Below are 26,125 nucleotides of genomic sequence, written 5' to 3'. Positions count from 1 at the left end.
TTGACCGGCCGCACGAGCGTCACTTGGACTGCAGCTGTGCTCCGACGTAGGCAACGCACTCCACAAGGTTGAGGGCAGCCAGCAGCAAGAACTTCTCGGCGTCAGTCCGCACGCGCAGCATGTCGTGCTGGCCAAGGTGGCCATACACAAACGCCAGCAGGTAGCGCTCGGGGTGGTCAACGCAGAACTTTGTGATCATCTGCTCGACGAGATCTGGCGGCACACCCTCGGTGAACTGCATCGTCGCCGTCAGCCGCTGCAAGCAGGTTTCCTGGACGTCTTCAGAGATCGTCGGCACGGCGTGCCCGCAGTGCTTCATGGCCTGGAACGCGACCAGCAGAACGTGGATCGGCACCTCAAGCTGCAGCATGTCGACCCCGTAGCGAGGCAACACAAGGATGGAGGCCAGCAGGTTCGGCTGCTGGACGTAGATTTCGTCAGCCAGCTCAACCTTCTGCTGCGCGCTCATGCGGTCGACGTCGATGTTCGCCCGGACCATCACGGCCTGCGTGAGCAAGGTCATGGTGCCGCGTCGGACGCTGGCTGCCATCGGTGCGGCAGCAAGTCCTCGATCTGGCTGGCGCGCTGCGTCGGCAGGCGCTGCAGCACGTCGCGCAGGTAGGCCCAGGGGTCGTGGCCGTTCAGGCGCGCCGACTGCACCAGGCTCATCACGATGGCGGCGCGCTGGCCGGCCAGTTCACTGCCCACGAACATCCATGCCCGGCGCCCCATGGCCCACGGCTTGATTTGGCGCTCCAGGTGGTTGTTGTCCAGCGCGACCGCGCCGTCGTCCAGGTGCCGCGTCAGTGCAGTCCAGTGCCCCAGCGTGTAGTCGATGGCCTTGGCCGTCGGGCCGCCGTCGGCTACCAGCCGGCGCTCCAGTTGAAGCCACTGCCGCAGCTCTTCCCACAGTGGCTTGGCGAACCGCTGGCGTTGCGCCCGGCGCTCGCCATCGCTGAGCTCTTTGAGCTGCGCCTCGACCCCGTAGATGCGCGCGAAGCGACGCACCGCTTCCAGGCCCACCACGCTGGTGCCGTCGTGCGTCAGCTCTTCGAAGTTGCGGCGCGCGTGCGCGGCGCAGGCTGCGCCCAAGCGGTCCGGATACAGCCGCGGATCGACCACGGTCTCGTAGGCGCCGTAGCGGTCGGTCAGCAACGTGCCCGACCATCGCCTGCCGTGTCGATCCCGGCCTCCCAGGAATGCCAGCGGGTACTGCGCCCCGCGTCCCGGGCAGAACTCGTAAATCACACCAGGCACCTTGTCGTGCCAGCTTCTGGCGTAGGCCCAGACGTAGGCTCGGCGCGTCTTGCCCGCGCCCGGGTCCAGCAGGGCCACTGGGGTCTCATCGGCGTGCAGCACCGCGCAGCTGAGGATGAAGCGCCTGTGCGCCTCGTGCAGCGGCTCCAGCGCCGCACCGGCCTGGCCGGTGATGGACGCCAGCGTCGAGCGCGGTGTGTGCACGCCGCTGCGGGCGTTGATGGTCGCTTGCCGGTAGTACGGCATGTGGTCCACGAAGCGGCTGATCAGCGTGTGCGCGACGAAGCCGCTGGCAGCGATACCGCCTTCGATGACTTCTGCCACGCTGGGCGCCTGGCGCAGCACCTGGCAGCAGCGGCAAGCCCACTTGCCATAGATGTGGCGGTGCACGAAGAACTCGGCCGGCACGATGTCCAGGCGCTCGCTGACCTCCTGGCCGATGCGCGTCATCGGGCGCCCGCAGCCGGGCTCCAGGCAGTCGGTGCGCTCGGGCTCGTGGTGGTGTTCGACACGGCGCAAGTGATCGGGGAACGGGTTGCGGCGCGGCCGGCGCGGGGGCGCCTTGGTCGTTGTGTCCGAGGCGGCTGCGCCGGCTGCGGCCGCGGCGGCTTCACGCCGAAGCCGCTCCAGCTGCTCGCGCAGGCCCGCCTCGTCCTCGGCCAGCGTCTCCTCGAACAGGCGGCGCTGCTCGGCGTTCATGGCCTCGGACTTGGCGCCGAACTTCCAGCGCTTGAGCCTGGCCAGCTCGAAGGTGATCTTCTCGATCTTGGCCTCGCGCAATGCGATCTCGCGGTCCTTGCGCTGCAGCAGCGCGTCGCGCTCGGCCAGCTGTTGCTCCTGGTCTTGCACCCGCTGGAGCAACTGACCAACCAGCGCAGCTGTCTCGGCGGACAGTCCCGAAGGATTCGCTGCAGGAAGATCACGCGCACCAAGCATGCGTTGAATGATGCCAGTGCACGGCAATGCCAACCTCGGCACATCCACTGTCAACGCATGGGCAGATGGCGTTGGCGCCGGCTCCTCAGGCTCGCGTGATGACGCTCAGCTCGGGAAGCCGCTGCCACGGCAGGCCCAGGACCAAGGCGTCGAACTGCGCAGGTGTGAGCGACAGCAAGGGCGTCGTGTTGGTCATGCCCGGCCAGACGAAGCGCCCCGCGTTGAGCCGGCGCGCCGCGCACCACACGCCGAAGCCGTCGTGCACCAGCAGCTTGACGCGCGTGCCGCGGGCGTTCGCGAACAGGTAGCCATGGTGCGCCTGCGCTGCGCCGAAGACTTGCACAACGCGCGCCAACAGGCGCTCGGCGCCGGCGCGCATGTCGATAGGGTCTGCGGCCAGCCACATCGCGTCGATGCGGATCATCGAAGCAGCTCGCGCATCCAGACCGCGCAGTCGCTGGCGGCACTCGCCGGCCAAGTCACGGTAACCGCTATCGACCCACGCCGCAGCTCGATGCGAACGTCCGGGACATGAGCCGGCTGGACTGGTGGCGGCAAGCTGACGGGGACGAACACTGTCTTGGCTTCTTGCGCCTTGGGGCTCTCGGCGGTGGTCGCGCTGACGACGGTGGTTCCCGAGTTCATCTCTGCGTCTCGAACCCATCGGCGCAGCAGATTCGCGTTGACGCCTTGGGCCATTGCCACGGCCGCCATCGACATGCCCGGCTGCATGCAGCTGGCCACTGCGTTTGCCTTGAATTCGTCGCTGTGAATGCGACGTCGCCGACGTGTGCCGGCTTGTTGATCGGGGATAGTGCTCACGTGTCCACCAAGAGTTGTTGATGGGGACTAGGCTCCTATGCTCCGAGCAGGCTTTCAAGATGGTTGGACTGGACGCTCACGCTGCGGATGTGCCACTGCTCGGCGTCTGCTACGGACATCAGCTTATGGCCCATGCCCTTGGCGGGCTTGTGGGCTACCACCCGCGAGGTCGGGAACTGGGCCTCCAGACCATCCGACTGTTGCAGGAGAGCATCAACGACCCCCTCCTGGCACACATCCCCGGCGAGTTTCCGGCGCTACTGACGCACGCACAGACGGTTCTGGTCAAACCACCCGGCGCTGTGGTCCTAGGTGCCTCGGACCATGACGAAAATCAGATTCTTCGCTACGGCCCGAATGCCTTTTCCATTCAGTTTCATCCGGAGTTCACGCCGGCGATCATGTCGATGTGCATCCAGCGACGCAGAACCATCCTCGAACAAGAAGGCGCAGGCGTCGAACGGCTGCTCCTTAACCTTGCGCCTACGCCCGATGCTCACGCGATTCTCATGAAGTTCGCCACCACAGCCGCACAGGTGTCGGCTGACTTTCGGTAACCGAGGCGAACTCCAGCGCGCGGGACCCATCAGGTGCGCGATAGCCGTTGTGGACGTCCTTATCCTTATCGATGCAACAACGAATGCCTATGATCCAGCCCCCTCTTTCATCGGAATCAGCTCTGAGCAATTGGAAATACACCCGTCGTAAGACTTCGGAGGGTGGTACCGGAGGGCAGTGCATCTGTATACGTGAAGTTGGAGTACTTCAATCCAACTGGTTCATACAAAGATCGCAGGGCGAAGACGATGGCCGCAACGGCGTCAACCTCTTGAGCATCGGGCCGCTGGGCGGATCACACGTATCCTTGACGGACGGCAACTCAACGTTTTAGGGCACCACTAGGGCATGCGTCACTTGGACTGCAGCTGTGCTCCGACGTAGGCAACGCACTCCACAAGGTTGAGGGCAGCCAGCAGCAAGAACTTCTCGGCGCCAGTTCGCACGCGCAGCAGGTCGTGCTCGCCGAGGTAGCCGTACACAAACGCCAGCAGGTAGCGCTCGGGGTGGTCGACGCAGAACCTTGTGATTATCTGCTCGACGAGGTCTGGCGGCACGCCCTCGGTGAACTTCATCGTCGCCGTCAGCCGCTGCACGCAGATTTCCTGGACGTCTTCAGAGATCGTTGGCAACGCGTGCCCGCAGTGCTTCGTGGCCTTGAAAGCGACCAGCAGAACGTGGATCGGCACCTCAAGCTGCAGCATGTCGACCCCGTAGCGAGGGAACACGAGGATGGAGGCCAGCAGGTTCGGCTGCTGGACGTAGATTTCGTCAGCCAGCTCAACCTTCTGCTGCGCGCTCATGCGGTCGACGTCGATGTTCGCCCGGACCATCACGGCCTGCGTGAACAAGGTCATGGTGCCGCGTCGGACGCTGGCTGCCATCGTGCGGGCAGCAAGTCCTCGATTTGGCTGCTGCGCTGCGTCGGCAGGCGCTGCAGCACGTCGCGCAGGTAGGCCCAGGGCCAGCGATCAGCTACGCGAAGACGCGCGGTAGAAGGGCTGGCGCACCTGCTCCGTGCCGAGATAGTTGTCATAGAACGCTTTGACGTGCGGGAACACTGCCTTAGACAGGCGTCGCCGCGCCTGTTCCTCGGCGGTCTTCGGTCGTGCCAGCTGAGCCGCTAGGTCTGCCAGGGCCTTGTCTCGATCGATGTACTTGAAGACGCCGTTCGAATAGATTGGGTCACCGCCAACGTAGACGGCCTCCACATGCTTCTGCTGCGCGCGCTGGATCAGCACGTCCAGCATCGGCACGTCCTCGTCCTGGTATGGATAGGTCGCGCTCTCGTAGTCGATGACGACTGCATCAAAATTCAACCCGACGTCAAGGCGCCCAATCTCACCTCGGAAAGCAGTGGTCCGGGCGCCGTGCTCGGTCGCCATCTGGAGTATCTGCGGCACGCTGGGGACCTCGCCCTCGTCCATGCCGGGCACGCGGTGGACACGCAGGGCCAGCTTCATCTCCTGCAGCATGTCCCGGTCTTCATTGATTCCGGCCTCGTCAAGCCCCAGGCCAATGGTGACACCCCGCCTCGACAGGTCATTGATGGGCGCGACACCGCTACGAAGCCTGAAGTTACTGCTGCAGTTGTGGCAAACACAGGTACCGCTGTGCGCGACCCGCTCGACGTCCTCAGCGGTCAACCAGACTGCGTGGCCGAGGGTCAGCCACGGGCCGAGTGCGCCCAGGTCCTCAAGGTGTCGGACCGCAGTGGTGCCGGTGCGGCGCGTGGCGTACTCCTTTTGGTAAGCGGTCTCCAGCAGATGCATGTGCATGGGCACGTTATCGGCTTTGGCCAACGCCACGAGTTTCATCAGCCCGTCGTCGGTGATCCAGTGCAGGTTGGCGGGCGCGAGCTGCACGCGCGTCAGCGGGTGCTGGTTCTCGGCCCGTAGCTGCCGATAGAGCTGAACGTGCTGATCGAAACTCATCGTGGCCTGCCGGAGGTTCTCCAGCAGCGGCGCCCCGATCTCAGCCGGCAGGCCGGCGCAGAATCTGGCATCGTCCTCGTAGACGAAACGATTCTGCTCGCGCACCGCATAACAATAGGACGCACGCATGCCGATGCCCTGGTAGGCCTTGAGCACCGCGCTCGCGGCACCATGCACTTGTTCGTAGGAGCCCCTCAGCCAACCGTGGATGTGCTGCACCGTGGTGATGCCGGAGGCGATCATCTCGAAAGCAGAGTAAAGCGTGTCGAGATAACTGTCGACGTCGCGCGCGGAAAGTCGAGAAGCGAACCAGAGCTCCAGTGCATAGTCCGGGGAGCCCAGTTGCAACGGCGTCAGCCCGACATGGTGATGGCTGTTGACGAAGCCCGGCAACAAGGCATGCCTGCCGTGGTGGGTAACTGGCGCCTCCAGATACCGCTGTCGGATTTCCTCATACTCGCCTAAGGCCACGACCTTGCCATCCTGATGGGCCACGGCACCATCGCCGATGACCTGCGGAGTGTCCCGATCCTGAATGCCGGTAACAAGCCATTTCGCACGAACTAACGCTACTCCCATGAGTTCTCCTTTGAATAGTGACAGGTAGAGATGTCCGGGGAAACTTGCCAAGCAGATCCTAGACGGCCGCTTCCATCTCACGGAAAGCCCGGTCGACTTCGTCAGCGAGCAGATCGCCGAGCCTGAGTTGCAGCTCGATGAACTCCGGATCGCGCGGCTTCCGCGGGCGTGGCAGGTCGACCGACACGATTTCCTTCACGCGGCCGGGGCGCGAAGTCCACACGACGATGCGGTCAGCCAGTGCCACAGCCTCTTCTATCGAGTGCGTCACCATCAGGACGCTGGCCCCGCTGACACGCCAGATTTGCAGCAGATGGTCTTGCATCTTGGCGCGCGTCTGGATGTCCAGTGCAGCGAAGGGCTCATCCATCATCAGCACCTTGGGCTGCATAGCCAAGGCGCGTGCGAGGGCCGCACGCTGCCGCATGCCTCCCGAAAGCTCGTCGGGCCGCTTATGGCCCGCATCAGCCAGCCCGACCTTCATCAAAAGGTCTTGGGCAACCCGATCCCGCTTCTCGGGGAACTCCCCTCGCAGTTTGAGTCCGAAGGTGACGTTCTCTGCGATGGTGAGCCATGGAAAAAGTGATGCTTCCTGGAAAATCATGCCTCGTTCCGTATCGGGGCCTGTGATGGGCATGCCATCGCACAGCAATTCACCTTCGGTTTGGGTCTCAAGGCCCGCGACCATGAAGAGCAGGCTGCTCTTGCCACATCCAGATGGACCTAAGAGCACGACGAATTCGCCCGGCGCAACATCGAAGCTCAGGCCGTCGATGGCGGTCGTTGCCTTGGGCGTGTCCGCGTTCCATACCTTGCGGACCTTGTTGACAGTAATGCGTGGCTTCATGGTCATCTACCTCCAGTCGCGGCGGGCCCGACCCACCAAAGCACTTTGTTCTGGACCGTCAGCAATGCCCTGTCGAAGGCATAGCCGAGCAGCCCGATCAAGGTCATGGTGAAGAACACGAGGCTTGAGTTGAACGTGTTGCGGGCCATCATCACGATCTGCCCCAGGCCGGACCCCACGCCGACTGCCTCAGCGATTAGCACGACCATCCAGGCGGCGAACAGGTTCAGTCGAAGCGTCACGAACAGGCCAGGAAGAACCGTCGGCAGGATGACGTGGCGGAACAGCTGATGTTTCGTCGCGCCCATGATTCGTGCCACGTGGATGTATGACGCCGGGACGTTATCGATCTGTGAGAGCGTCGAGAGCACAATGACGAAGAAAACAGAGATGAAGACAAGGAAGATCGCGGGCACATCGCCGATGCCGAACACGAAGATGGCGATAGGCAGCCACGCGACAGGTGATATCGGCGTCAGCAGCGTCACGGTCGGCAGCGTCAACAACCCGAAAATCCTGTAGTAGCGAATGGCGATGCCGAACGCCACCGCGCCGACGAAGCCCAGCGCCAACCCGACGACAACCCGCATTGATGTCCACGCCATCACGGCGAGGACCGGCCATATACCGCCCGATTCACCGTCCTCACTGGAACCTGCCGGCGAGAAGAAGCGGAACTGTTCGGTGAGCTTGGCAAGAAATATGTGCGGCGGTGGCAACAGCAGGGGATCTGCCAGCCCCGCATACCAACAAAGTTCCCAGGCGCCAATCAAGGACCCCACGGACGCGAGCCACCATAAGCTGCGCTGAACGCCAGCCATGAGGCGTCGGCGGAGAGCCTTGGAGGTTTGGTTAGCGGAAATCGGCTTGGCGCAGTGCGCGGCGGCCACCGGCAGCGCGCCTGGGGCCTGCGTGTGAGGACCCGTGACCATGTCAGGCCGACTTGAATTTAAGGCTATCGAACAGCGCCTTGTTCTCTGCGATGACCTGCTCCATCAGGCTCCAGTCGAAGGCGTCGCGAGTCGTCGGCTTGCGGATATAGCCCAACTCACGCATCGACTGCGACCGGTCCAAGATGAACTGGGTGTTGCGGCGCTGGTCAATCATCACCGGTTGCTTGCTGGCGGCCAGCTTCGCGGCATCGAATGAGGTCTTGTAGAAGGTGCCGACGGTCTGGCGAAGCGCGGAGTCGATGTCCGTTTCGACCTCGCGCTGGGCCATAAGCATCGCCTTGATGATGGCCTTCACTGCCTTGGGATTTTTTTCAATCAACGGAGTGCGGACTGCCAGGACACAATCGGAGTACAGATCGCCGTAAAGGTCTTTTCCATCGGTAAGAATGGTCGAGCCCTTGCGCTCTTGCATGCATTTGGTGGCGTACGGTTCAACGTGGCAAATCGCATCCACAGCGCCCGCGATGTAAGCCTGAGCCATTTCAGGCGAAGTATTGAAATAGCGCACCTTGACGTCTTTGAACGACATGCCGCTCTTCTTGAGGTAGTCGTAGGGCACCAGTTCCTGCGTATCCGCCTGGAAAGTGCCGATCGTCTTACCACGCAGGTCCGCCGCGCTGTTGATTCCTTCTCGAGCAATCAGCATCAGGCCTTCAGCGCCGGCACCCGCGACAATCTTCACCGGCGCGCCGGCATCGACCAACGTCAGAAAGTTTGAATAAGGAATGACTGACATGTCGACCTGCCCGGATCCGAATAGCGTCGAGATGTCCGCTAGCGTCGGCGTAACGACGAACTTCAAGTCGACTCCGTCCGGCTTGGCTAGTCCCCTGCGCTCAACCAGGAAAAATGCGAGATTGCAAAGCCCTGTGCCGTGTGTTGCCTTCAGGGTGGTAGTCGCTGCCGAGGCAACGCTTGGCATGAGCGAAGCTGCTGCGCCCAATGAAAGCGCCAGCGAGGCGCCGGCGGCGGTAGCGCCCTTTACAAAGTCGCGGCGCGAAGGCCTGCCGCTGTCTTCATCGAGGTTGCAGTGACGGAAACACATAAGACTCTCTCCAGTAAATGCGCCTAAGCGGCGGGGTTGAAAAAATCGGTAATGCGTCGCGATGGCGCTCAGTTGAAGTGCTAGACAGTGGAGGACCGGGCGAGCAGGCGCTCCGTCAGACCGGCGAAAGCGAAAACGAGCGGGTCTTGAAAACGGGGTGCCACTATCTGCAGGCCCACGGGGAAACCGCGCACCGTGGCCACAGGGACCGAGCAGGCGGGTACCCCGCAGAGATTGAATAGCGGAGTAAAGACGGCGTGGTCTCGCAAGCCCGCGGTTCGACCTTCGACATGGGTGGGAGCTATGGAAGTGTTGTCCCAGGGAATCACGGGGACGGTCGGACACAGCAGCAAGTCGAAGTTGGAAAAGAAGGTTCCGAGATCCCGTTGGATGCGATCACGCGCCCGGAGTACGGAGGCCCTGTCTGAGGCGCTCTTCAGCGCTCCGCTTTCGATCTGTGCCTTCAGGTGCGGATCGATCTCGGTCGTGGCCGCCTGCAGAGCCCGGCCATGCAGCGCATGCAGCCCCGCATGCTGCAGCGCATCCATGGGATACGTCGACACCGACTCGCCCCAGGGCGGATCCGCCTGCGCGACATTCCAGCCAGCGCTTGCAAGCCGGTCGACCACCTGTTCGATCGCCAGGCGAATGTCGGCGTCGATAGCGAAGCCGCAGCCGAGCCTCGGGCTCCATGCGATGCGCACATCCTTCGATGGTGCGCGGAGCGAGCACTGCAGCGCTTGCCAATCGACGGGCAGTGGCGGCGCGCTGGCATCCGACCCATCAAAATCCCCTACTTGGTCAAAGAACCAAGCGCAGTCCGCCACATTCTTTGCCAGCAAGCCCACCACCGAAACACCATAGTTCGGTTCACCGAAGCCCCAAGGATTTGGCACGAGCCCTTGGGACGGTTTGTGACCGACCAGGGCCGTATGGGCAGCCGGGCGGCGTACGGAACCGCCGGCATCGGTCCCAAGCGCGAGGAGCCCAAGCCCCGACGCGAGCGCCGCGACCGCTCCCCCAGAAGACCCCCCGGGCGTCCTTTTCAGGTCCTCTGGATGGCGCGTCGTACCGTATACGAGGTTGTCAGTTGCGCCTTTGCACGCGAACTCCGAGCAGTTGGTGATTCCGAGAACCACGGCGCCTAGCGCCCTCAAGCGTTGCACAACCCAGGCATCGCGCGGAGCGACGAAGTCCTTGAACAACCGCGACCCCTGAGTCACGGTGTATGCCTCCACCCAGAGGTTGTCTTTTACGGTCACAGCGACGCCGGCCATCGGCAGATGCTCCCCAGCGTCGATACGCGCATCGACCTCCCGGGCTTGCCGAAGAACGTCGTCCGGCCGGAACTGCACCAGCGCGTTGATTGACGGATTGATCCTGGTGACACGTTCGATGAAGTGCACCGCGACCTCTGTCGCCTGGGTCGAACGCTGCCCCACCCTAACGGCGCATTCCTGAGCAGTCCATTGATGCGGGGCGGTCATGCGGCAGGGCCCGCCACCATCGTCTTCCGCAAAACGTTTTGCCTTCACTCTCACGGCGTGGCTGATTCCTGGTGTCCATGCACACAACACACAAAAATCATGCCAACAAAATCCAATCTCTTTGTTCACATAAAACCTAGGTTTTGTGAGCACTTATTATCATTCGGGGGCTTGCCTTAACGCCTATCTACGGGGGCAATGCGATGCGCGATCTCATAGGAAAAAAGAGCACCAAATACGAACATCAGGTCGATTTATGTATTCGCTCATGGTGCATATTGCACCCAACCCATTCACTGATTGTTCAAATATTAGTGTCGGACTTCGCAGAGGCTCTGCTGCGGGCGCGTAACCACAAGGCATCGGAAGCCTGTTGCGCTTCGATGAGTAAAGCGTTGACGTCCACCTCGGTTGGCCGGCCGGACTGAACGACCTGGCGACCGTCCACCCAAACATGTTCGACGTCCCGCCCCTGTGCGGTGTGCACGAGATTCCCGACAGCACTAATGCACGGCACAAGATGCGGCCTACGAAAATCGAAAGCGACGATGTCAGCGCGCTTGCCCACCTCCAGGGAACCGAGCCGGTCGCCCAGGCCCATGGCGTTTGCCCCTCCCTGCGTTGCCATCCAAAGGACGTCGTGGGGTTGCCAAAAGTCGTTGACGCTTCCCTCTTGGATGCGACCGACCGCGAGCGCCCAGCGAAGCACTTCGACCATATCGGCATGCATGTTGTCGGTGCCCAAGGTAATTGATGCTCCCTGGCGCCGCAACGCCCCCGTCGGAGCCAACGTAGCACCCGTGGCATTGCCTTTAGGAATATGTGCTACATGAATACTCGCAGCCCCGCACAGCGCGATGTCAGCTTCGTCAAGGTACAGGCAGTGCGCGGCCAACAGGCGATCGTTGAGCAGGCCGGTTTCGTGCAGCAGTTGAGCCGGCGTAAGCCCGGAGCGGCGCAGCACCTGAGCAACTTCCTTGCGGCTCTGTGCAAGATGGGTGTTCACCCGCAGGCCCAATCGTTGTGACATGTCGGCGATGTCGCGCAGCAAATCGTCTGAGCAGGTGTCTGGTGCGTGTGCAGACAGTTGAACGCCGACCCGGCCGTCGAACTTGCCGTGCCAGCGCTCGGCCAGGTCAATGGCTTCAGACAACGTGCGCTCCCCGATCTCTCGGTGGTACTCCCACCGGCCGTCGCCGATGAGCGAGAAGTCCGCGTCGTGAATCCGTCCGCAGCTGTAGACGCGGCCACCGAGCCCGGCCATCGCCGGCAAAGTGATGTCGGCGTGGACGTAGGTGTCGTTGATGAGGGTTGAACCGAACAGCAATGCTTCGACGGCACCTAGCCGCGCCAACGCGACGGCTTCGTGCGGCAGCACATCATGACCGTGGGGAATGCCGGGCGTATAGGCCGGCGCGAAGCCGAGATCTTCCGCGACGCCACGCACCATCGACAGGATCGCATGGGTGTGCACGTTGATGAATCCCGGCGTCAGCACCCGACCTTTCAGGGAGATGCGCTGCTTAGCCTGGAGGTCGGCTGGTAGGTCGGACATGCGGCCCACCCAGGCGATGGATCCGTCGCGCGCGGCCACGGCGGCATCCGTCAGGATACGTCGCTCCCGGTCAACGGTGACGACGGTCGCGTCCGTCAGCAGGAAATCGCAGTGAAGTGAAGAAGTGCCGGAAGCGATCATCGAGTGGGAGGGAATGGTTGGAGGTTGTTCAGACATGCAGGTGGCCCAGAAATCGGCGGGTGCGCTCTGCGGTGGGCGCGTCGAAAATCTGTGCGGGAGGACCCTGTTCGACGACAGTTCCCTCATCCACGAACACCACGCGGTCAGCCGCCTGGCGGGCGAAACGCATTTCGTGGGTGACCGCGACCATGGTCATGCCGGCATCAGCCAACTCACGCATTACATCCACCACCTCCGTGACCAGTTCGGGATCAAGCGCGGAAGTCGGCTCGTCAAACAGGATCAGCTCTGGTCGCATGGCCAGCGCCCGTGCAATCGCCACGCGTTGCTGCTGCCCGCCGGAGAGTTGGGAGGGGCGCTTGTCCATGTGCTGGGAGAGGTGGACGCGCGCCAGTTCTGTGCGGGCTCTGTCTTGTGCCTCAGCGAGCGGAATTCCAAGCACACGGTGCGGGCCCATCGCGACGTTGGCGAGCGCCGACAAGTGCGAGAAGAGATTGAATCGCTGGAAAACGAAACCAATTCGACTGCGCTGGCGGCACAGGTCCGCCTCACCGAGGGCCCGCCCTGCGGCATCGCGGCCGAGATGTTCGCCGCGCAGCAGGATGCTTCCACTGTCGGGAGCTTCCAGCCAATTGAGGCAGCGCAAAAGCGTTGTCTTACCCGAGCCGGACGGGCCAATGATGACGACCGTCTCGCCTTCGGCCACATCCATCGATGCGCCGTGCAAAACCTGTCGTGCTCCGAAATGCTTCTTTAGGTCGCGCGCTTGCAGTACGTTGGTCACCATGCCGGCAATTTCCTTTCGAGCCACCGGGAGAGCCAAGCGAGGGCAGATACGGTGAGGTAGTAGTAGAGGGCGATGAGGATGAAGATCTCGAAGGGTGCGAAATGCACTGCGATAACGGCCTGCCCGGCCCGGGTGAGTTCGTAGACCGAGATCACCGAGAGCAAGGCCGAGCCTTTGACGAGCGAGATCAGCTCGTTTGTCGCCGGCGGCAAGACCGTACGCAGGGACTGCGGCAGCAGCACGTGCAGCAGGATCTGGTGGTGCCGCATGCCGACAGAACGCGCGGCCTCGGCTTGGCCTTTCTCAATGGAAGTCAGCCCAGCCCGAAAAATCTCGGACAGAAAACCGGCCGCATTGAGGCCCAGCGCGATGACTCCAGCCCAGAACTCGGGAAGGTTGATTCCAATCTCAGGAAGGGCGAAATAGACCAGGAATATTTGGATCAGCAGCGGCGTTCCGCGTATGAAGTCCACATAAGCGCGCACACAGAAGCGCACCGTGGCACTCCGCGAAAGCGAGCACAAGCCGAGCACTGCACCCAGCGCTAGGCCCAACAGCATTGCGATCGAGGAAATTCTCAGGGTGGTGAGCAGTCCGGCCGCCAGCAAGGGCACGGAACTCTCAATCAGGTTCCAGTCGAGCGTCATCGTGAATCAGCCGAAGGTCGGGATGCTGTCGCCCAGCTGCATACGGAAACCGAACCACTTTTCCTGCAACTTGTAGATGCGACCGTCCGCCTTGAGCGCGGCCAATTGGGTGTTGAGGTACTGCAGAATTTCCGAATCTTCCTTGCGCGCGGCGATACCTGCCCAGTTGTCGGCGCCAACGTTGCGCACCAGTGCGTACTTGCCCGGTACGTCTCTCATGACCATGGCCAGGGTGGCGAGTGTGTTGAGTACGCCGTCCACTCGATGTTGGGCTAAGGAAACATAGGCGGCAGGATGATCGTCGAAGGTCCGCACCTCCTTGAAGCCAGCGCCGCCGGCCGTCTTGAGTCCGGCATTTATCTTGTCTTGCAGGATTTGGCCCGGCGAGCCCAGCTTGACCGCCAACACGCGGTTGTTGAGGTCGCCAACGACCTTGATCTTTCCGGAGTCTTCTGCGCGGATCAGCAGGGCCTGAGAGGCTTCAGCGTACGGCACCGAGAACCCGACTCGCTCGAGGCGCTCTTTGGTGTAGCTCATGGAGCTCATGACGACATCGAATTTCTTGGCATAGAGCGAGGGAATCACGCCCGCCCAAGCGGTATCAATGAAGTTCGGCTTGACGCCAAGCGGTGCGCACAACATGTCGGCCAGCTCGACGTCGTACCCGACGATGCGGCCTTCCTGTCGATAGGTGAACGGCACGTAGGCGGCTTCACAGCCAATGCGCAATTCGCCAGATGCCTTAATCTGGGCAAGCGTGGTGCCTGTGGCAGCGAAGGCGAGGCGGGGGATGAGGCTTGCGGCACTGCCGGCAAGCACGAGGCGACGCGAAATATTGGTCATGGTGGGGATCTGAGGTAGATAGGTGAAGGGGAAACGGGAAGCTACGGCGTGGTTATGCGAGCAGCGTGCGTATCGGGGGCGATCGGCTCCTGAAGCGCCCGCAAATGGATGCGCTCCATCGCGGCCAGGATGGGCGCCATGTCGGCCTCGGCGGCTGCATAGCGAGGAAGCAAGTCCTTGAATTCGCTTTCGATTTCGGCGAGCAACGAGGCTTCGTCGATGCGCGTCAGTCGCCCGTCGCAGATCACCACCTCGCCGTCGACCATCGAAAAGTCAAGGCCGGCGCCCCGCTCCCCATAGACCAACTGGCGCACCGGGTCAATAAAAGGCGTGAACGTCACACTGTCGGTGCGGTAAGCCACCATGTCGGCGCAGGCGCCGACATGCAGCGCGCCGAGCCGATCACCGAAACCCAGCGCGCGGGCGCCGGCAACGGTGCCCGCATGGAGGGCTTCATGCGCGCTCAGCCAGCGCGAATGATCGTTGCCACGTATCTTCGAGAGTGCCGCTGCCGAGCCGAGCACGTTGAGCATGTTGACAGTCACGGTTGAGCAGATCCGTCGGAGCCGAGGCTGACGTTCACGCCGGCGTTCAGTAACTGCCGCACCGGCTGCACGCCAGAACCCAGCATCAGGTTGCTCCAGGGATTGTGTTGGGCGGTTGCTCCCGTGTTGGCCAGGATCTCGATCTCGCGAGGATTGAGCCAGACCGCGTGAATGAGGCTCGTCGTCGGCTTGAGGAAACCGATGCGGTCTAGGTACTCCATCATCGTGCAGCCATAGAAATGCTGACCTGTCACTACCTGCAGCCGGGTCTCCTGGACATGAGTAATGACGGGCAGTGCGAGCCGGTCCGCTAGCGCCCTCAGTCGCAACAAGAAGCTTTCTGTGCAACGTTGCGGCGCCGAAGCCGACACAAGCACACCGACCCGCGCCTCATGGGGATGGCGGCGACGCACCATGTCCTCGACCAGCGCTACGCAATCGTCGGGTCGCGGACGGGCTGCGTTGCGTAACTCCTGCGCCAATTTCGGCGGCACAAGACTCTCGACATAGGGAAAGTTGTCGATGACCGGTTTGTCCATCATGGCGAAACCGACAAGTGCGCGTATGCCGCTGTCGTCATACGCCTGCATGCAGGCGTCGATACGCTCGCGGTCGATGGCGCCGCCCAGCGCCATGTCGTCAACAAGCGTGGTGCAACCGGTGCGAAGCGACTCGATCGCGCCGAGCATCGTTCGCAGATAGGCCTGCCGAGGCGTCAGGGCCACGGGCAGCCGCGTGCGCACCAGGTGCATCCACAGCTCCAGCGGAAGGTTCTCCGCGCGGCCGCGCTGGAAGTGCTCATGCGAGTGTTGATGCCCATTGACCAGTCCGGGCACCAGTAGGCGCTTCTTTAGGTCAATGACTGTGGCCTCGCAGGCCAGAGTTCCCGCCGGTTCGATCGCTTCGATGAGGCCGTTGTCCACGAGAATGTCGAGCGTACGCGGATCGAGTTCATGACGCGATCCCACAAGCACTCGCGCATTTGTCAGAAGGGTGCGTTTCTTGCTCATGAAGTTGTTTTGACCAAGTTGAAAGTGAATGACATGAACGTTTGCCCGCCCTCTTCGCCAGCAACGCAGGACCAGAGCACGGTCGACATCCACTGGATGCGTGCGGCCATCGAGCAGGCCTCAGAAGCCTATGACCGCGGCGATTGGCCCACAGGCGCCGTAATCGTCAAGGACGGCCAATGGCTGTCGGCGGGCCAAAACCGGCAGAACACCCAGGGGGACGTGACGGCACATGCGGAGACCGACGCCGTGAAGTCGGCCTACCGCGCGCACGGCCCAAGCGCGACCATTGGCTCCACGCTCTATTGCACGATGGAGCCCTGTCCAATGTGCGCAGGTGCGCTGAAGTTGGCGGGCGTCCGTACCGTGGTCTTGGCCCTTCGTCACGCCACTCTGCGGCGGACCGACCTGGGCCGCTACAGCATCGAGGACTTCTGCGACATGACTGGCTTTGACATCGAGTTGCGCGATGGTGTCCTTGAATCTGACTATCTCGCCCTGCGACTGCGTTGGGGTGGTGACCAGGTGGCACCGAAGACCTGACGCGGAGCGGTCGAAGGCTCGACTGTCCGCCGAGGGCCTTGACACAAACAAGGGTAAGGCCATGGCGCCTACTTCACGTGGCGCGAAATCCCCGCCAGCCGCTCCATCACCACCATCAGCACTACCGTGGCGGCCACCAGCACGCCCGACACGGCCGCAGCGCGCACATCGAGGCTGCCTTCGATGATGTGCCACATACGGAGGGGCAACACCTCGCTGCGGGCGTCCGAGAGAAAGAGCGACACGGTCACGTTATCGAACGAATACATGAAGCCGATGAAGGCCCCCGCTGCAATGCCCGGCGCGATTAGGGGCAGGGTAACGGTACGGAAGGCGTGCAACGGTGAAGCCCCGAGCGCGCTGGCGCATTCGAGCAGGGCGGCATCGAGCTGACTCAGGCTAGCCGACGTGGTACGCAGGATGTAAGGCGCGGTGATAGCCATATGGCCGATCACTAGAGTTCCGAAGGACAGACCGCTGCCCGCCAAGTTGAACAGCATCAGCAAGGACAGCCCTATCGCCAGCGTGGGCAGCATGAGCGGCGACAGGAACACTGCCTCCACCGTGCGCGCCCACGCCTCGCGACGGCGTGCCAGTGCAAGCGCCGCCGCGACCGCCAGCACAATCGAAAGCACGGTGGCTGTACCGGCGAGCTTGAGAGACAGCAGGAAGGCCTCTATCAGCTCGGGAGAGTCATTCCACAGCGCTTCGTACCAGCGCGAGGAATAGCCAGGCGGCGGGAACTTGAGCGAATAACCACTGGTGAACGAGGTCACGACGACGATCGCCGTCGGTGCCACCAACAGGATCGCGGCGATAGCGCCGAGAAGTCCGATCAGCGTCTGGAAGGACAGGCGTTCCAGCGCGCGACCCCGATTAGCCCGAGCCACGGAGGTGGCCGGCGCGGAGCCGGCGGATTTCAGCTTTGCGGGGTCAGACATGGACGAATCCTTTGCTTCGGCGGCCAAACGTATTCACGAGGCAAACCACCGTCATCACACTGACCAGCAGGAGCATCGCGATGGCCGCGGCGAAGGGGTAGTTGCCGGCCTCGATCGCCTGCTGATACATGAACGAGGGCATGTAGACCTGCTGGCCGCCGCCTACCAGCGCCTGCGTCACGAAGGCGCTTACGCTCGCGGCGAAGACCAACAGCCCACCTGCAAGCAGCCCTGGCACAGAAAGCGGCAAGGTGATCTGCCAGAAGGTGCGCCAGTAGCCGGCACCCAGCGCACGGGAGGCCTGGGTCAGGTTCCCATCCAGGTTGGCGAGCGTGGTGACGAGCGGCAGCACCATCAGCGGCAGCTCGATCTGGGCCAGGGCGACGACGACGGCGCTCGGCGTATAAAGCAGCTTCAGTGGCTCGGCGATCCAGCCCAACTCCAAGAGCGCACTGTTGACGATCCCCTGGCGACCGAGGATCACCACCCAAGCGAAGGTACGCACAACAGAGCTGGTGAGCAGCGGCAGCAATACCACCAACAGCAGCGCGCCCTGCCAGCGCCGCGGCGTTTGGCTGTACAGCAGGGCCAGCGGAAAGCCCAGCACCAGCGCCAGAAGCGTGGCTCGCAAGCCCAGCCACATGGTGTTGCCCAGCACCGCCAGGTTGAAGCCGTCGCTGAGGAACTTCAGGTATTGGCCGACACCGGCATCTCGCAGATCGGTATCGTTGTGGAAGCTGACGAACGCCAGCAGGAGGAGCGGCGCGAGGACGAATGCCACGAAAAATAGGGCCAGTGGCGCGCCGAGCGCCAAAGGCGCAGCAAGACGGGAATTGGATGCAGCACTCATGACGGGCTCAGGCGGCAAAGACGCTGGTCGGCGAGCCGGGACGCAGGCGCAGTCCGACCACCTCGCCTGCGACATAGCGGGTCGATCCCACTGTTCGGGGTTGCGTCACCTTCACCGCGTCACCGGACGCTAGGCGCAGCTCGTAGACCAGCGACGGTCCAAGAGGAAGCACCATTTCCACTTTTGCCGACAGCGCATCGTCGCCCGGTGTGCCCATGGCCAGGTGTTCAGGTCGTGTCGCCAGCATTACTGCCCCTACACGAGAGCACGGTGCAGCTGAGCCAATCGACAGTCGCCCCCCGTCCCGCGAATCGACCGCGTATCCGGAGCCGTCCCGCAACAGCTGGCCGGCCACCAAGTTCGCCGTGCCAACGAAATTAGCGACGAACAGGGAGGAAGGACGATCGTAGATCGCCTCCGGCGTATCGAACTGTTCGACCCGTCCGGCATTCATCACCGCAATACGGTCGGCCATTGACATGGCTTCCTCCTGATCGTGAGTGACCAGAACAGTTGTGATGCCGAGCTCGCGCTGAATGCGCTTGATCTCGATCTGCATGTCCAATCGGAGATTTTTGTCGAGTGCAGCGAAGGGCTCGTCCAATAGCAAGACCTTGGGCTTCACCGCCAGCGTTCGCGCAAGCGCAACGCGCTGCTGCTGTCCGCCGGACAATTCGCGCGGGAAGCGACTGGCGTAGCGAGCCATTTGCACGAGATCCAACATCTGCGCGGCCGTCTCGCGTGCCGCTCCGGCGTTGATGCGCCGGGCGCGCAGTCCATAGGCGACATTGGCCGCCACAGTCATGTGCGGGAATAAGGCGTAGTTCTGGAACACGATGCCGGCGCCGCGTTCATTGGTCGGCAGACCATCGACCTTTTCACCGCCAATCAAGACGGATCCGCCTGTTTGGCGCGTCAGCCCCGCCACAACCCGCAGCAAAGTTGTTTTGCCGCAGCCGCTGGGCCCCAGCAGTGCTACCAGTTCCCCGGCTTGTATATCGAGGGAAACCGACTCAACGGCGACCGCGCCGCCGTACTGATGATGTATGTGGTCGAGCTCGATCGAGACGCCGGATCCACCGGTTGAGAAAAGCATGCAGAGAACTCCAGACACCGCACAGAGTCGCGGCAGTCAAGTAGTGACTCAAGATTCATGCCAGAAAATACAAGCTTTCTCGTTATCGAACACAATTTTTAATCAAATTGGATACACCACAATGGAATTGTGCGCACACAAATGGGGATTGATGTACCAAAATAGGGCGGATGAGGTGGTGCACGACCCGAGATTGATTGGATACGAGCCTGGCACAAACTTTGCGCCTTTGGCCCACGATGCCGATCTACTCTAGTTAAAAAGGATTCTCAATGCATGCCTCTTTTCTCTCCCGCCGCAGCCTCCTGAGAAGTGCGGGCCTCGGTGCGGCCTACCTCGCATCACCGTTGTGCATTGCGCAGGTCCAGGGCAAAAACATTGCATCGACCACCCCCCCGGGAGCGTGGGAGGCAGCCCATCGCAGCATCCTTCTGCCAGCTTTTTCGCGCGCGACGGGCGGGTCGGTAAGCCTTGTCGCCTCACAGCCCCTTGATACGCTTTCAAAGGTAATTGCTTCCAAAGCGAACCCTCCCTTTGACGTGATCATGTTGGACGAGGGCCCCTACCTCGCCGCGTTGTCGCAGGACATCTTCGAGAAGATACCTGTCGACAAGGTGCCGAACCTGGCGGAAGTGCCTTCACGGCTTGTCGACCCGCGCGGCCTTGGCGTGTTCGTCTCAGGTCAAATTATCGGAATTGCCTATAACACGGACAAGATCAAGACACCGCCCAAGTCCTGGAGTGACCTGTTGAAACCGGAATTCAAAGGCCGTGTCGGCCTCGCCAGCATGGGCTCGACCCTAGTGTCGGCCTGGATGGTCGAGATCGCCCGACTCAACGGCGGTAGCGAAGAGAACATGGAGCCGGCTTTCCAATTTGTGAAAAAGCTGCTGCCCAACGTAGGGGCCATCGCCAGTAGCCCCGGTGCGCTCGCGACGCTTTTCCAGCAGGGGCAAATCGACATCGCCGTCCACTACAACAACAACGTCGGCGATCTGCAAGCCAAGGGTGTACCGATTGCCCTGACTCGTCCCGACACGGGATGGATCCACATCAAGAGCTCGATGCATATCGTAAAGAACAGCCGCAACCCGGACTTGGCCGCCGCTTATATCAACGCCGCGCTCAGCCCGGAAGTACAGACCAAGATGGCGGCAGAGCCGTATTTCGTCGTTCCAGTCAGTAAGAAGGCCGTACTCAGCCCTGGCCTTCAGGCATACGCTAAGACCGTAGAGGAAATCGAGAAGATGAGCCGTGTCGATTGGGCCAAGCTCAATCCACGCCGTGGCGAGTACATCGAGCGATTCAACCGCGAGGTGAAAGTGTGAGCATTCAGGCAGAACCCAAGCGCGTGCTACTTGGAATGCTGACGCCGTCATCTAACACGGCACTCGAGCCCATCACTTCGACCATGCTGGCAGGCCTGCCGGAGGTGTCGGCGCATTTCGCGCGGTTCCGAGTGACGGAAATTTCGCTGCGCGACCAGGCCCTGGACCAGTTTGACGAGACGCCTATTTTGGAGGCCGCCCGCCTGCTGGCGGATGCCCGTGTGGACGTGATTGCGTGGAACGGCACCTCGTCGGGGTGGCTCGGCTTCGAACGGGACGAGGCCCTGTGCGTACGCATCACGCACGAAACCGGAATTCCGGCCTGCACCTCCGTGCTGGCGCTTAACGAAGCCATGCGGTTGGCGGGCCACACGCGCTTCGGTCTGCTTTCACCCTACTCGTCGGAAGTGCAGCAGTTCATCGTGGAAAATTATCGGAGGTCAGCGTTCGCATGCACTACTGAACGGCATCTCGGGCTCAGCGTCAACTTTGAGTTCTCTGAGGTCACGGCGGATCAGATCGAAAGCATGGCCCGCCAAGCAGCCGCCTCGGGCGAGCCCGAATGTCTCACCACCTTCTGTACCAACCTGCGAGCCGCGGCTCTGGTGCCGGCATTGGAGGAATCGCTCGGCCTGCCGGTCTACGACACTGTGGCGACCGCCGTCTGGAAATCGCTACGTATCGCCGGCGTGGATACCCGCCGTGTCAAGGGCTGGGGTAGCCTCTTCAAGCTCTAACAATTGTCGGGCAGGCAGTTTGCTTATATTAGTGCCCGAATTCCAACCCAGCGTCATGGCGACAACATCCTCCAGCACCCTTACTGAGTCCGTCACCAAGCAAAGCGCATCGAAAGCGGACATCTACGAACGCATCTACGACGCAATCGTCGAACATCGACTGGCTCCCGGCACCAAGCTTGCCGAAGAGCGCGTTGCCGAACTATTCTCCGTGAGCCGCACCCAGGTACGGGGTGTCCTGCAGCGCCTAGCGGTAGAACAGCTCGTGACCCTGGTTCCCAATCGCGGAGCGTTCGTCACTCGGCCGACCGTGGAGGAGGCGCGCGACGTGCTTGCAGTCCGGCGAACCCTCGAACCGGCCATCGTTACCCGGCTGATCCAAAAAATCCGCGATGGCAAAGCGGCCGGAGCGCTGAAGGAACTGCGCAGCATAGTCAAGCGGGAGAAACAAGCACACGTTTCCGGCGACCGACGTGCAGCCGTGCGCTTGTCCGGGGAATTTCACGTCATGCTCGCTCAGCTTTCAGGCAGCAGCATCCTTACTCGCATGATGCGCGAGCTGACCCCACTCACCTGTCTCGCGATCCTCACCTACGAGGTACCGACAGGTGCCGCCTGCCTCGACCATGAGCATGTACTTCTCCTCGATGCCATCGAAAGCGGCGACGATGCTGCTGCTGTTGCGCTGGCGGTCGAACACTTACACCACATAGAGCGCTCCCTCAATCTTCGCGAGGAAGAGGAGCAGCAGGTCGATCTTGCCGAAGTTCTGTTGGGCTAAACCCGGTCCCACTGTTCTCTAGCGCTGTTCGCCTGGACCGAAGGGTTGGCGCACCTACGCCCGCCCGCGAGCTCACGCTCGGGCATCTGCACCGCGTGTCCCTCGCAGCCTCTTGTTATCCCAGTGGTCTCGCAGATCAGACGAACGATGAGTTCGCGTTCCAAAAAAGCAAACAGGACTTCACTTTGGATACAACGCGGCATGCATATTGCTTACAGTTTTGTGGTGCCAGCCACTTACTTTTGAGCTTCCCCCATTGCTACTCGCTGACGTCCTCCCTGCAAAAACATGCCCGCCTTCGACCTTTTGATCCGGAACGCCCGTGCCGTCACCGCAAGTGACATTTTTTATTGCGACATCGCCGTCAAGGATGGGCAGATCGTGCAATTGGGGCGCGACTTGCCATCCGCCGCAATGGAAATCGATGCGGCGGGGCGATACGTCACTCCTGGTGGTGTCGATGCGCACTGTCACCTCGATCAACCGGAAGCGCCGCCAATCAAGATGGCCGATGACTTCTTCACCGGCACACTGTCGGCAGCTTGTGGCGGCAGCACCACCGTGATTCCTTTCGCCGCACAACAGAAGGGTCAATCCTTGCGGGCCGCTGTTGAGGACTATCACCGCCGTGCTGGCAACCAGGCCCATATCGACTACGCATTTCACCTGATCGTCAGCGACCCGACACCGACGGTGCTAGGCGAAGAACTGCCAGCGCTGATACGCGAGGGCTACACCTCCTTCAAGATATACATGACCTATGACAGCCTTAAGCTGAATGACGGACAGATCTTGGATGTGCTTTCTGTGGCTCGGGAGCACGGCGCCATGGTAATGATTCACGCCGAAAACGCAGATTGCATTGAGTGGCTGACTCAGCGCCTAGAAGCCTCCGGCAAGACCGCCCCGCGGTACCACGCACATGCCCGCCCTATGCTGGTGGAGCGCGAAGCGACGCACCGCGCCATCGCTCTCGGCGAACTCGTGGATGTACCGATCCTCATCGTCCATGTGTCCGGCAGCGATGCGGTGGAACAGATCCGATGGGCGCGAGCTCACGGCCTTAACGTATTCGCGGAAACCTGCCCTCAGTATCTGTTTCTCAGCGCCGAGGATCTCGGCTTGGACGACAGCTATGGCGGCGCACGTTGCGTATGCAGTCCGCCACCCCGGAGCAAGGCTAACCAGCAGGTGATCTGGCAAGGATTAGCCGACGGGCTTTTCACGGTGTTTTCCTCCGACCACGCTCCTTTTCGCTTTGAGGGCGAAGATGGCAAGAAACCTGGCAATAAGGAGCAGCCGTTCCGCCATATCCCCAATGGCATCCCCGGCCTTGAAACCCGGATGGCGCTGCTCTGGTCGGAAGGCGTAATGGCCGGACTGATCACACCGCAGAAGTTCGTCGAACTGACAGCGACCAATCCAGCCAAGACCTACGGGCTGCACCCTCGGAAGGGCAGCTTGTCGATTGGCGCGGACGCCGACCTTGTCATCTGGGACGAACGCGAGTTTGTACTGACCAATTCAATGCTGCATCACAACGTCGACTACACCCCCTACGAGGGGATGCGCCTAAGTGCCTGGCCTGGTCTCACACTGTCCCGGGGAGAAGTGGTCTGGGATGGAATGACTTTCACCGGCAAGCCAGGTGCGGGTCAGTTTCTTAAACGCGGCTTGCCGACCCTGCTGCCTCGGAGGTGCAAATAATGCCGCCTCGTCTTCTTGTCATAAATCCAAATATCTCAACGAGCGTCACCGACCTTATCGAGGCCGAAGCCCGTCGATGCTGCCGCGCTGACACACAGCTCACTATGCGGACCGCCCATAGCGGCGTTGCCTACATCGAAACCCGCTTCGAAGCTATGCTGGGTGCCTATGCCGTGGCGGAGATTGCTGCGCAAGACGGGGCCAATCACGATGCTGTAGTGGTCGCTGCGTTCGGTGATCCAGGCGTGTTGGAGTTGCGCGAAATCCTTTCAGTGCCAGTAGTTGCCTTCTTGAGCGTTTCAATTTCTGCGCGGACTTCTTTTCGGGCGACGCGCGAGATTTCAGCTTTGAGGATGTTTGTGATGTTTGGCATAGCTGAATTGTGCATGTCTCAAATGCATCGCTTGGTCCAAACAATCACTGGAGATAGTCAATGTGCCACGTTGTTGGAAGCCAGGGCTAGCGCCTTGCCGAAGTGTCCCTTGCACGAAGAACACTGGGTCATGCACGACACCGAGAACTGCTGGCGCCGCGGCATCACGTCGGCCGCGCAACTACGAGGTCAGCCGTGCTCCCGTTCGCAGGGTTCGCGGCTCCTCAACGGCGCTGGGGACTAGTCGCGTCAGCTGGTGCTGCGCACCCGCGACTTCAACCGCAAGAACCTGGCGAGATTGTTATGCACTCCCCTGGCTAATGCCACATCGCGTCCCGCAGCGACGCGAGAGAGAGCTATCGCCGGTCGAGCTTGGATGATTACCCAGCCCGACTGCGCGTTGACCTATACCACCGCTGTATAGCTCTGCCAGAAATCGCCATTGGCGCTCTCGGAAGTCGGCTTCTAGACTCACTAGGACAGACACTCCCATTTCCCTTCGCACATGACCACCATCTTCAATCCGCCTTCCTGCAGACGTGTCGGGCGCGATGATCGGCATTACTTCTTCGGGTACTACAACAAGTCCAACTGGGACCACACCAACCGGCTGGTGCTCGCGCTTCAAGTGCCGTGGGCCGACCGCGAACTCACGCCCGACCTGGTGGCCGGTGTTGGTTATTTCGACACGCAAGACGGGGATCGTTTCGTGCGCGTCGCCGAAACAGGCGCTTGGAACTGGCAGATGGGCGCGCAACTCCAGTGGCTCGACAACGCTCCGGGGCAGAGAATCATCTACAACGTGCGCACCGCCGCAACGGGATTGCGCTACCCCGGTTTTGGCAGCGAAATCTGCGACATCGAGACCGGTGAAAAACGCAGCCTACCCATGCCTGTGTATGTCACCGCACCCAACAGCAAGTGGGCCCTGTGCATCAACTACCGGCGCCTTTGGGTCACGCACCAGACCATCGGCTATAGCGCGGCGCATGACACCCCTACAGGGGACGACCTGGCGAAGCATCCGGCTGATGACGGCATCTACCGCATGGATTTGGCCACCGGTGCCGCCGAGCTCGTCGTGAGCTATCAGGCACTTCGTGACTTTCAGTTGCGCCAGTCAATGGAGAAAGCACTGCATTGGGTAAGCCATATCGAGATCAATCCGGCGTCGAGCCGCATCCTGTTCTTGCATCGCTGGACTGAACGCGTGGCCGATGAAACCTGCTTCCTGCACCGGCTCATCACCATGAATCCGGACGGCTCCGACATGCGGCTGCTCGAGTGCTCCGACCATCCGCTGCCCCAACTGGCAGATGATTTCGATCCGAGCGCCGTCGGCACCTTCGACTACGAAAAATCGGAGTACCAGATCTCGCATCCGCTTTGGCAAGACAACACGCACATCGTCGTATGGGGGCCGCACCTGGGCGAAATTCACTATCACCTGTACACCGACGCGCCCGGCGGCGACGTGCAGGTGATCGGCAAGGATGTGCTGACCGAGAACGGTCACATGAGCTTTTCGCCGGTGAGCACGCGATGGCTGCTGAGCGACACTTACCCGGACGCCCGCACCCACCAGCGCGCCTTGTTTATCTACGATATGCAGACCGGCCAGCGGATCGATATCGGGCATTTCTACACCAGCCCGGATCTGAGCAAGGAGAATCGCTGCGACCTGCATCCGCGCTGGAGCCGTGACGGCCGTCAGGTGTGCATCGACTCGATACACGATGGCGAACGCCGGATATACATCCTCGATCCCGGACTACCCCGCTGAAGCAAGCACAAGACGGTGTTTCCACCGTCCTTCTGAGACA

At 61.6% G+C, this 26,125-nt stretch carries 28 protein-coding genes and 3 pseudogenes; 10 read left to right on the top strand and 21 right to left on the bottom strand.

The genetic code is table 11. The features are described 5' to 3' along the window. Positions 1–19: 19 nt before the first annotated feature. From ACAM58_RS29275 to ACAM58_RS29260, 4 genes are all read right to left on the bottom strand, one after another. Positions 20–523: a hypothetical protein gene (locus ACAM58_RS29275; protein WP_369664525.1), complete on the bottom strand. Its 504-nt coding sequence runs from the start codon at positions 521–523 to the stop codon at positions 20–22. After that, on the bottom strand, positions 520–2,106 hold the full coding sequence (locus ACAM58_RS29270; protein WP_369664524.1) for an IS66 family transposase: 1,587 nt from the start codon (positions 2,104–2,106) through the stop codon (positions 520–522). The genes ACAM58_RS29275 and ACAM58_RS29270 overlap by 4 nt, the downstream gene beginning before the upstream one ends. Before the next feature lie 172 nt (positions 2,107–2,278). Continuing rightward, on the bottom strand, positions 2,279–2,617 hold the full coding sequence (gene tnpB, locus ACAM58_RS29265; protein WP_369664523.1) for an IS66 family insertion sequence element accessory protein TnpB: 339 nt from the start codon (positions 2,615–2,617) through the stop codon (positions 2,279–2,281). Then, entirely contained in the window at positions 2,614–3,015 is a 402-nt protein-coding gene (locus ACAM58_RS29260; protein ID WP_369664522.1) for a transposase, read from the bottom strand. The genes tnpB and ACAM58_RS29260 overlap by 4 nt, the downstream gene beginning before the upstream one ends. 20 nt (positions 3,016–3,035) lie before the next feature. Between ACAM58_RS29260 and ACAM58_RS29255 the strand changes: the two are divergent. The 3 genes and pseudogenes from ACAM58_RS29255 to ACAM58_RS29245 form a co-directional block, all read left to right on the top strand. Beyond that, a pseudogene (locus tag ACAM58_RS29255) lies at positions 3,036–3,131 on the top strand (hypothetical protein); the annotation flags it as partial. Between the two features lie 9 nt (positions 3,132–3,140). Next, positions 3,141–3,572, top strand: a complete 432-nt coding sequence (locus tag ACAM58_RS29250; protein ID WP_369665083.1) for a hypothetical protein — start codon at positions 3,141–3,143, stop codon at positions 3,570–3,572. Between the two features lie 129 nt (positions 3,573–3,701). Beyond that, a pseudogene (locus ACAM58_RS29245) lies at positions 3,702–3,815 on the top strand (pyridoxal-phosphate dependent enzyme); the annotation flags it as partial. 111 nt (positions 3,816–3,926) lie between these two features. Here the strand turns inward: ACAM58_RS29245 and ACAM58_RS29240 are convergent. From ACAM58_RS29240 to ACAM58_RS29180, 13 genes are all read right to left on the bottom strand, one after another. Then, on the bottom strand, positions 3,927–4,430 hold the full coding sequence (locus tag ACAM58_RS29240; RefSeq protein ID WP_369664521.1) for a hypothetical protein: 504 nt from the start codon (positions 4,428–4,430) through the stop codon (positions 3,927–3,929). Further along, positions 4,427–4,609, bottom strand: coding sequence for a transposase domain-containing protein (locus ACAM58_RS29235; RefSeq protein WP_369664520.1), 183 nt, complete (start codon positions 4,607–4,609; stop codon positions 4,427–4,429). Before ACAM58_RS29235 ends, ACAM58_RS29240 begins: the two co-directional genes overlap by 4 nt. Further along, positions 4,545–6,086: an amidohydrolase family protein gene (locus ACAM58_RS29230; RefSeq protein ID WP_369664519.1), complete on the bottom strand. Its 1,542-nt coding sequence runs from the start codon at positions 6,084–6,086 to the stop codon at positions 4,545–4,547. The genes ACAM58_RS29235 and ACAM58_RS29230 overlap by 65 nt, the downstream gene beginning before the upstream one ends. Positions 6,087–6,144: 58 nt before the next feature. Continuing rightward, complete coding sequence (locus ACAM58_RS29225) at positions 6,145–6,939, bottom strand: ABC transporter ATP-binding protein (protein WP_369664518.1); 795 nt, start codon at positions 6,937–6,939, stop codon at positions 6,145–6,147. Beyond that, the gene (locus ACAM58_RS29220; RefSeq protein WP_369664517.1) at positions 6,936–7,865 is read right to left on the bottom strand and encodes an ABC transporter permease; all 930 of its coding nucleotides are present in this window, start codon (positions 7,863–7,865) and stop codon (positions 6,936–6,938) included. Before ACAM58_RS29220 ends, ACAM58_RS29225 begins: the two co-directional genes overlap by 4 nt. A 1-nt stretch (position 7,866) precedes the next feature. Next, a complete protein-coding gene (locus tag ACAM58_RS29215) occupies positions 7,867–8,931 on the bottom strand; it encodes an ABC transporter substrate-binding protein (protein ID WP_369665081.1) in 1,065 nt (354 codons plus the stop codon). A gap of 80 nt (positions 8,932–9,011) precedes the next feature. Further along, the gene (locus ACAM58_RS29210) at positions 9,012–10,472 is read right to left on the bottom strand and encodes an amidase (protein WP_369665080.1); all 1,461 of its coding nucleotides are present in this window, start codon (positions 10,470–10,472) and stop codon (positions 9,012–9,014) included. Between the two features lie 250 nt (positions 10,473–10,722). After that, positions 10,723–12,150 (bottom strand): amidohydrolase family protein, encoded by a 1,428-nt coding sequence (locus ACAM58_RS29205; RefSeq protein ID WP_369665079.1) that lies wholly within the window; start codon positions 12,148–12,150, stop codon positions 10,723–10,725. Next, positions 12,143–12,901: an amino acid ABC transporter ATP-binding protein gene (locus tag ACAM58_RS29200; RefSeq protein ID WP_369665078.1), complete on the bottom strand. Its 759-nt coding sequence runs from the start codon at positions 12,899–12,901 to the stop codon at positions 12,143–12,145. Before ACAM58_RS29200 ends, ACAM58_RS29205 begins: the two co-directional genes overlap by 8 nt. Next, positions 12,895–13,548 carry an amino acid ABC transporter permease gene (locus ACAM58_RS29195; RefSeq protein WP_369665077.1) on the bottom strand — a complete coding sequence of 218 codons (654 nt, stop codon included), beginning with the start codon at positions 13,546–13,548 and terminating at the stop codon, positions 12,895–12,897. Before ACAM58_RS29195 ends, ACAM58_RS29200 begins: the two co-directional genes overlap by 7 nt. A gap of 6 nt (positions 13,549–13,554) precedes the next feature. Continuing rightward, entirely contained in the window at positions 13,555–14,391 is an 837-nt protein-coding gene (locus ACAM58_RS29190; RefSeq protein WP_369665076.1) for a transporter substrate-binding domain-containing protein, read from the bottom strand. Between the two features lie 41 nt (positions 14,392–14,432). Further along, positions 14,433–14,924, bottom strand: coding sequence for an amidohydrolase family protein (locus ACAM58_RS29185; protein WP_369665075.1), 492 nt, complete (start codon positions 14,922–14,924; stop codon positions 14,433–14,435). Between the two features lie 8 nt (positions 14,925–14,932). After that, positions 14,933–15,946, bottom strand: a complete 1,014-nt coding sequence (locus ACAM58_RS29180) for an amidohydrolase family protein (RefSeq protein WP_369665074.1) — start codon at positions 15,944–15,946, stop codon at positions 14,933–14,935. A 9-nt stretch (positions 15,947–15,955) separates the two neighbouring features. Between ACAM58_RS29180 and ACAM58_RS29175 the strand changes: the two genes are divergently transcribed. Next, positions 15,956–16,489 (top strand): nucleoside deaminase, encoded by a 534-nt coding sequence (locus tag ACAM58_RS29175; protein WP_369665073.1) that lies wholly within the window; start codon positions 15,956–15,958, stop codon positions 16,487–16,489. A gap of 68 nt (positions 16,490–16,557) precedes the next feature. On the opposite strand, the gene ACAM58_RS29170 is transcribed toward ACAM58_RS29175, so the two are convergent. From ACAM58_RS29170 to ACAM58_RS29160, 3 genes are read right to left on the bottom strand one after another with little or no spacing between them, the layout of a single operon-like run. After that, positions 16,558–17,430 carry an ABC transporter permease gene (locus tag ACAM58_RS29170; protein ID WP_369665072.1) on the bottom strand — a complete coding sequence of 291 codons (873 nt, stop codon included), beginning with the start codon at positions 17,428–17,430 and terminating at the stop codon, positions 16,558–16,560. Then, positions 17,423–18,280 carry an ABC transporter permease gene (locus tag ACAM58_RS29165; protein WP_369665071.1) on the bottom strand — a complete coding sequence of 286 codons (858 nt, stop codon included), beginning with the start codon at positions 18,278–18,280 and terminating at the stop codon, positions 17,423–17,425. The genes ACAM58_RS29170 and ACAM58_RS29165 overlap by 8 nt, the downstream gene beginning before the upstream one ends. 7 nt (positions 18,281–18,287) lie before the next feature. Then, the gene (locus ACAM58_RS29160; protein WP_369665070.1) at positions 18,288–19,376 is read right to left on the bottom strand and encodes an ABC transporter ATP-binding protein; all 1,089 of its coding nucleotides are present in this window, start codon (positions 19,374–19,376) and stop codon (positions 18,288–18,290) included. Between the two features lie 272 nt (positions 19,377–19,648). Between ACAM58_RS29160 and ACAM58_RS29155 the strand changes: the two genes are divergently transcribed. The 5 genes and pseudogenes from ACAM58_RS29155 to ACAM58_RS29135 form a co-directional block, all read left to right on the top strand. Continuing rightward, on the top strand, positions 19,649–20,704 hold the full coding sequence (locus tag ACAM58_RS29155; RefSeq protein ID WP_369665069.1) for an ABC transporter substrate-binding protein: 1,056 nt from the start codon (positions 19,649–19,651) through the stop codon (positions 20,702–20,704). Positions 20,705–20,739: 35 nt separating this feature from the next. Beyond that, positions 20,740–21,441 (top strand): aspartate/glutamate racemase family protein, encoded by a 702-nt coding sequence (locus tag ACAM58_RS29150; RefSeq protein WP_369665082.1) that lies wholly within the window; start codon positions 20,740–20,742, stop codon positions 21,439–21,441. A gap of 55 nt (positions 21,442–21,496) precedes the next feature. Beyond that, positions 21,497–22,222 (top strand): GntR family transcriptional regulator, encoded by a 726-nt coding sequence (locus ACAM58_RS29145; protein ID WP_093012486.1) that lies wholly within the window; start codon positions 21,497–21,499, stop codon positions 22,220–22,222. A gap of 288 nt (positions 22,223–22,510) precedes the next feature. Next, positions 22,511–23,929, top strand: coding sequence for a dihydropyrimidinase (gene hydA / locus ACAM58_RS29140; protein WP_369665068.1), 1,419 nt, complete (start codon positions 22,511–22,513; stop codon positions 23,927–23,929). Next, positions 23,929–24,213: pseudogene (locus tag ACAM58_RS29135) on the top strand (aspartate/glutamate racemase family protein); the annotation flags it as partial. The gene hydA and the pseudogene ACAM58_RS29135, both read left to right, overlap by 1 nt. On the opposite strand, the gene ACAM58_RS29130 reads toward ACAM58_RS29135, so the two are convergent. Next, positions 24,135–24,302: a hypothetical protein gene (locus tag ACAM58_RS29130; RefSeq protein ID WP_369665110.1), complete on the bottom strand. Its 168-nt coding sequence runs from the start codon at positions 24,300–24,302 to the stop codon at positions 24,135–24,137. The pseudogene ACAM58_RS29135 and the gene ACAM58_RS29130 overlap by 79 nt on opposite strands. Positions 24,303–24,807: 505 nt before the next feature. Here ACAM58_RS29130 and ACAM58_RS29125 point away from each other — a divergent pair. Next, the gene (locus ACAM58_RS29125; protein ID WP_369665067.1) at positions 24,808–26,085 is read left to right on the top strand and encodes a hypothetical protein; all 1,278 of its coding nucleotides are present in this window, start codon (positions 24,808–24,810) and stop codon (positions 26,083–26,085) included. The last annotated feature ends 40 nt before the right edge of the window (positions 26,086–26,125 follow it).

This window comes from Variovorax sp. V116 (genome assembly GCF_041154435.1).
GTDB classification, from domain to species: Bacteria; Pseudomonadota; Gammaproteobacteria; order Burkholderiales; family Burkholderiaceae_C; genus Variovorax; species Variovorax paradoxus.
Note: the sequence above shows the minus strand (reverse complement) of the source record. Positions and strands in the feature narration are given on the sequence as shown.

Bases quoted from the DNA above. Each gene is read 5' to 3' on its own strand.
- ACAM58_RS29225 (WP_369664518.1), bottom strand. From the start codon at position 6,939: ATGACCATGAAGCCACGCATTACTGTCAACAAGGTCCGCAAGGTATGG.
- ACAM58_RS29200 (WP_369665078.1), bottom strand. From the start codon at position 12,901: ATGGTGACCAACGTACTGCAAGCGCGCGACCTAAAGAAGCATTTCGGA.
- ACAM58_RS29220 (WP_369664517.1), bottom strand. From the start codon at position 7,865: ATGGTCACGGGTCCTCACACGCAGGCCCCAGGCGCGCTGCCGGTGGCC.
- ACAM58_RS29130 (WP_369665110.1), bottom strand. From the start codon at position 24,302: ATGCCAAACATCACAAACATCCTCAAAGCTGAAATCTCGCGCGTCGCC.
- ACAM58_RS29190 (WP_369665076.1), bottom strand. From the start codon at position 14,391: ATGACCAATATTTCGCGTCGCCTCGTGCTTGCCGGCAGTGCCGCAAGC.
- ACAM58_RS29145 (WP_093012486.1), top strand. From the start codon at position 21,497: ATGGCGACAACATCCTCCAGCACCCTTACTGAGTCCGTCACCAAGCAA.
- tnpB (WP_369664523.1), bottom strand. From the start codon at position 2,617: ATGATCCGCATCGACGCGATGTGGCTGGCCGCAGACCCTATCGACATG.
- ACAM58_RS29215 (WP_369665081.1), bottom strand. From the start codon at position 8,931: ATGTGTTTCCGTCACTGCAACCTCGATGAAGACAGCGGCAGGCCTTCG.
- ACAM58_RS29165 (WP_369665071.1), bottom strand. From the start codon at position 18,280: ATGAGTGCTGCATCCAATTCCCGTCTTGCTGCGCCTTTGGCGCTCGGC.
- ACAM58_RS29235 (WP_369664520.1), bottom strand. From the start codon at position 4,609: ATGACAACTATCTCGGCACGGAGCAGGTGCGCCAGCCCTTCTACCGCG.
- ACAM58_RS29155 (WP_369665069.1), top strand. From the start codon at position 19,649: ATGCATGCCTCTTTTCTCTCCCGCCGCAGCCTCCTGAGAAGTGCGGGC.
- ACAM58_RS29230 (WP_369664519.1), bottom strand. From the start codon at position 6,086: ATGGGAGTAGCGTTAGTTCGTGCGAAATGGCTTGTTACCGGCATTCAG.
- ACAM58_RS29250 (WP_369665083.1), top strand. From the start codon at position 3,141: ATGGCCCATGCCCTTGGCGGGCTTGTGGGCTACCACCCGCGAGGTCGG.
- hydA (WP_369665068.1), top strand. From the start codon at position 22,511: ATGCCCGCCTTCGACCTTTTGATCCGGAACGCCCGTGCCGTCACCGCA.
- ACAM58_RS29205 (WP_369665079.1), bottom strand. From the start codon at position 12,150: ATGTCTGAACAACCTCCAACCATTCCCTCCCACTCGATGATCGCTTCC.
- ACAM58_RS29185 (WP_369665075.1), bottom strand. From the start codon at position 14,924: ATGCTCAACGTGCTCGGCTCGGCAGCGGCACTCTCGAAGATACGTGGC.
- ACAM58_RS29240 (WP_369664521.1), bottom strand. From the start codon at position 4,430: ATGACCTTGTTCACGCAGGCCGTGATGGTCCGGGCGAACATCGACGTC.
- ACAM58_RS29160 (WP_369665070.1), bottom strand. From the start codon at position 19,376: ATGCTTTTCTCAACCGGTGGATCCGGCGTCTCGATCGAGCTCGACCAC.
- ACAM58_RS29195 (WP_369665077.1), bottom strand. From the start codon at position 13,548: ATGACGCTCGACTGGAACCTGATTGAGAGTTCCGTGCCCTTGCTGGCG.
- ACAM58_RS29150 (WP_369665082.1), top strand. From the start codon at position 20,740: ATGCTGACGCCGTCATCTAACACGGCACTCGAGCCCATCACTTCGACC.
- ACAM58_RS29180 (WP_369665074.1), bottom strand. From the start codon at position 15,946: ATGAGCAAGAAACGCACCCTTCTGACAAATGCGCGAGTGCTTGTGGGA.
- ACAM58_RS29275 (WP_369664525.1), bottom strand. From the start codon at position 523: ATGACCTTGCTCACGCAGGCCGTGATGGTCCGGGCGAACATCGACGTC.
- ACAM58_RS29170 (WP_369665072.1), bottom strand. From the start codon at position 17,430: ATGTCTGACCCCGCAAAGCTGAAATCCGCCGGCTCCGCGCCGGCCACC.
- ACAM58_RS29125 (WP_369665067.1), top strand. From the start codon at position 24,808: ATGACCACCATCTTCAATCCGCCTTCCTGCAGACGTGTCGGGCGCGAT.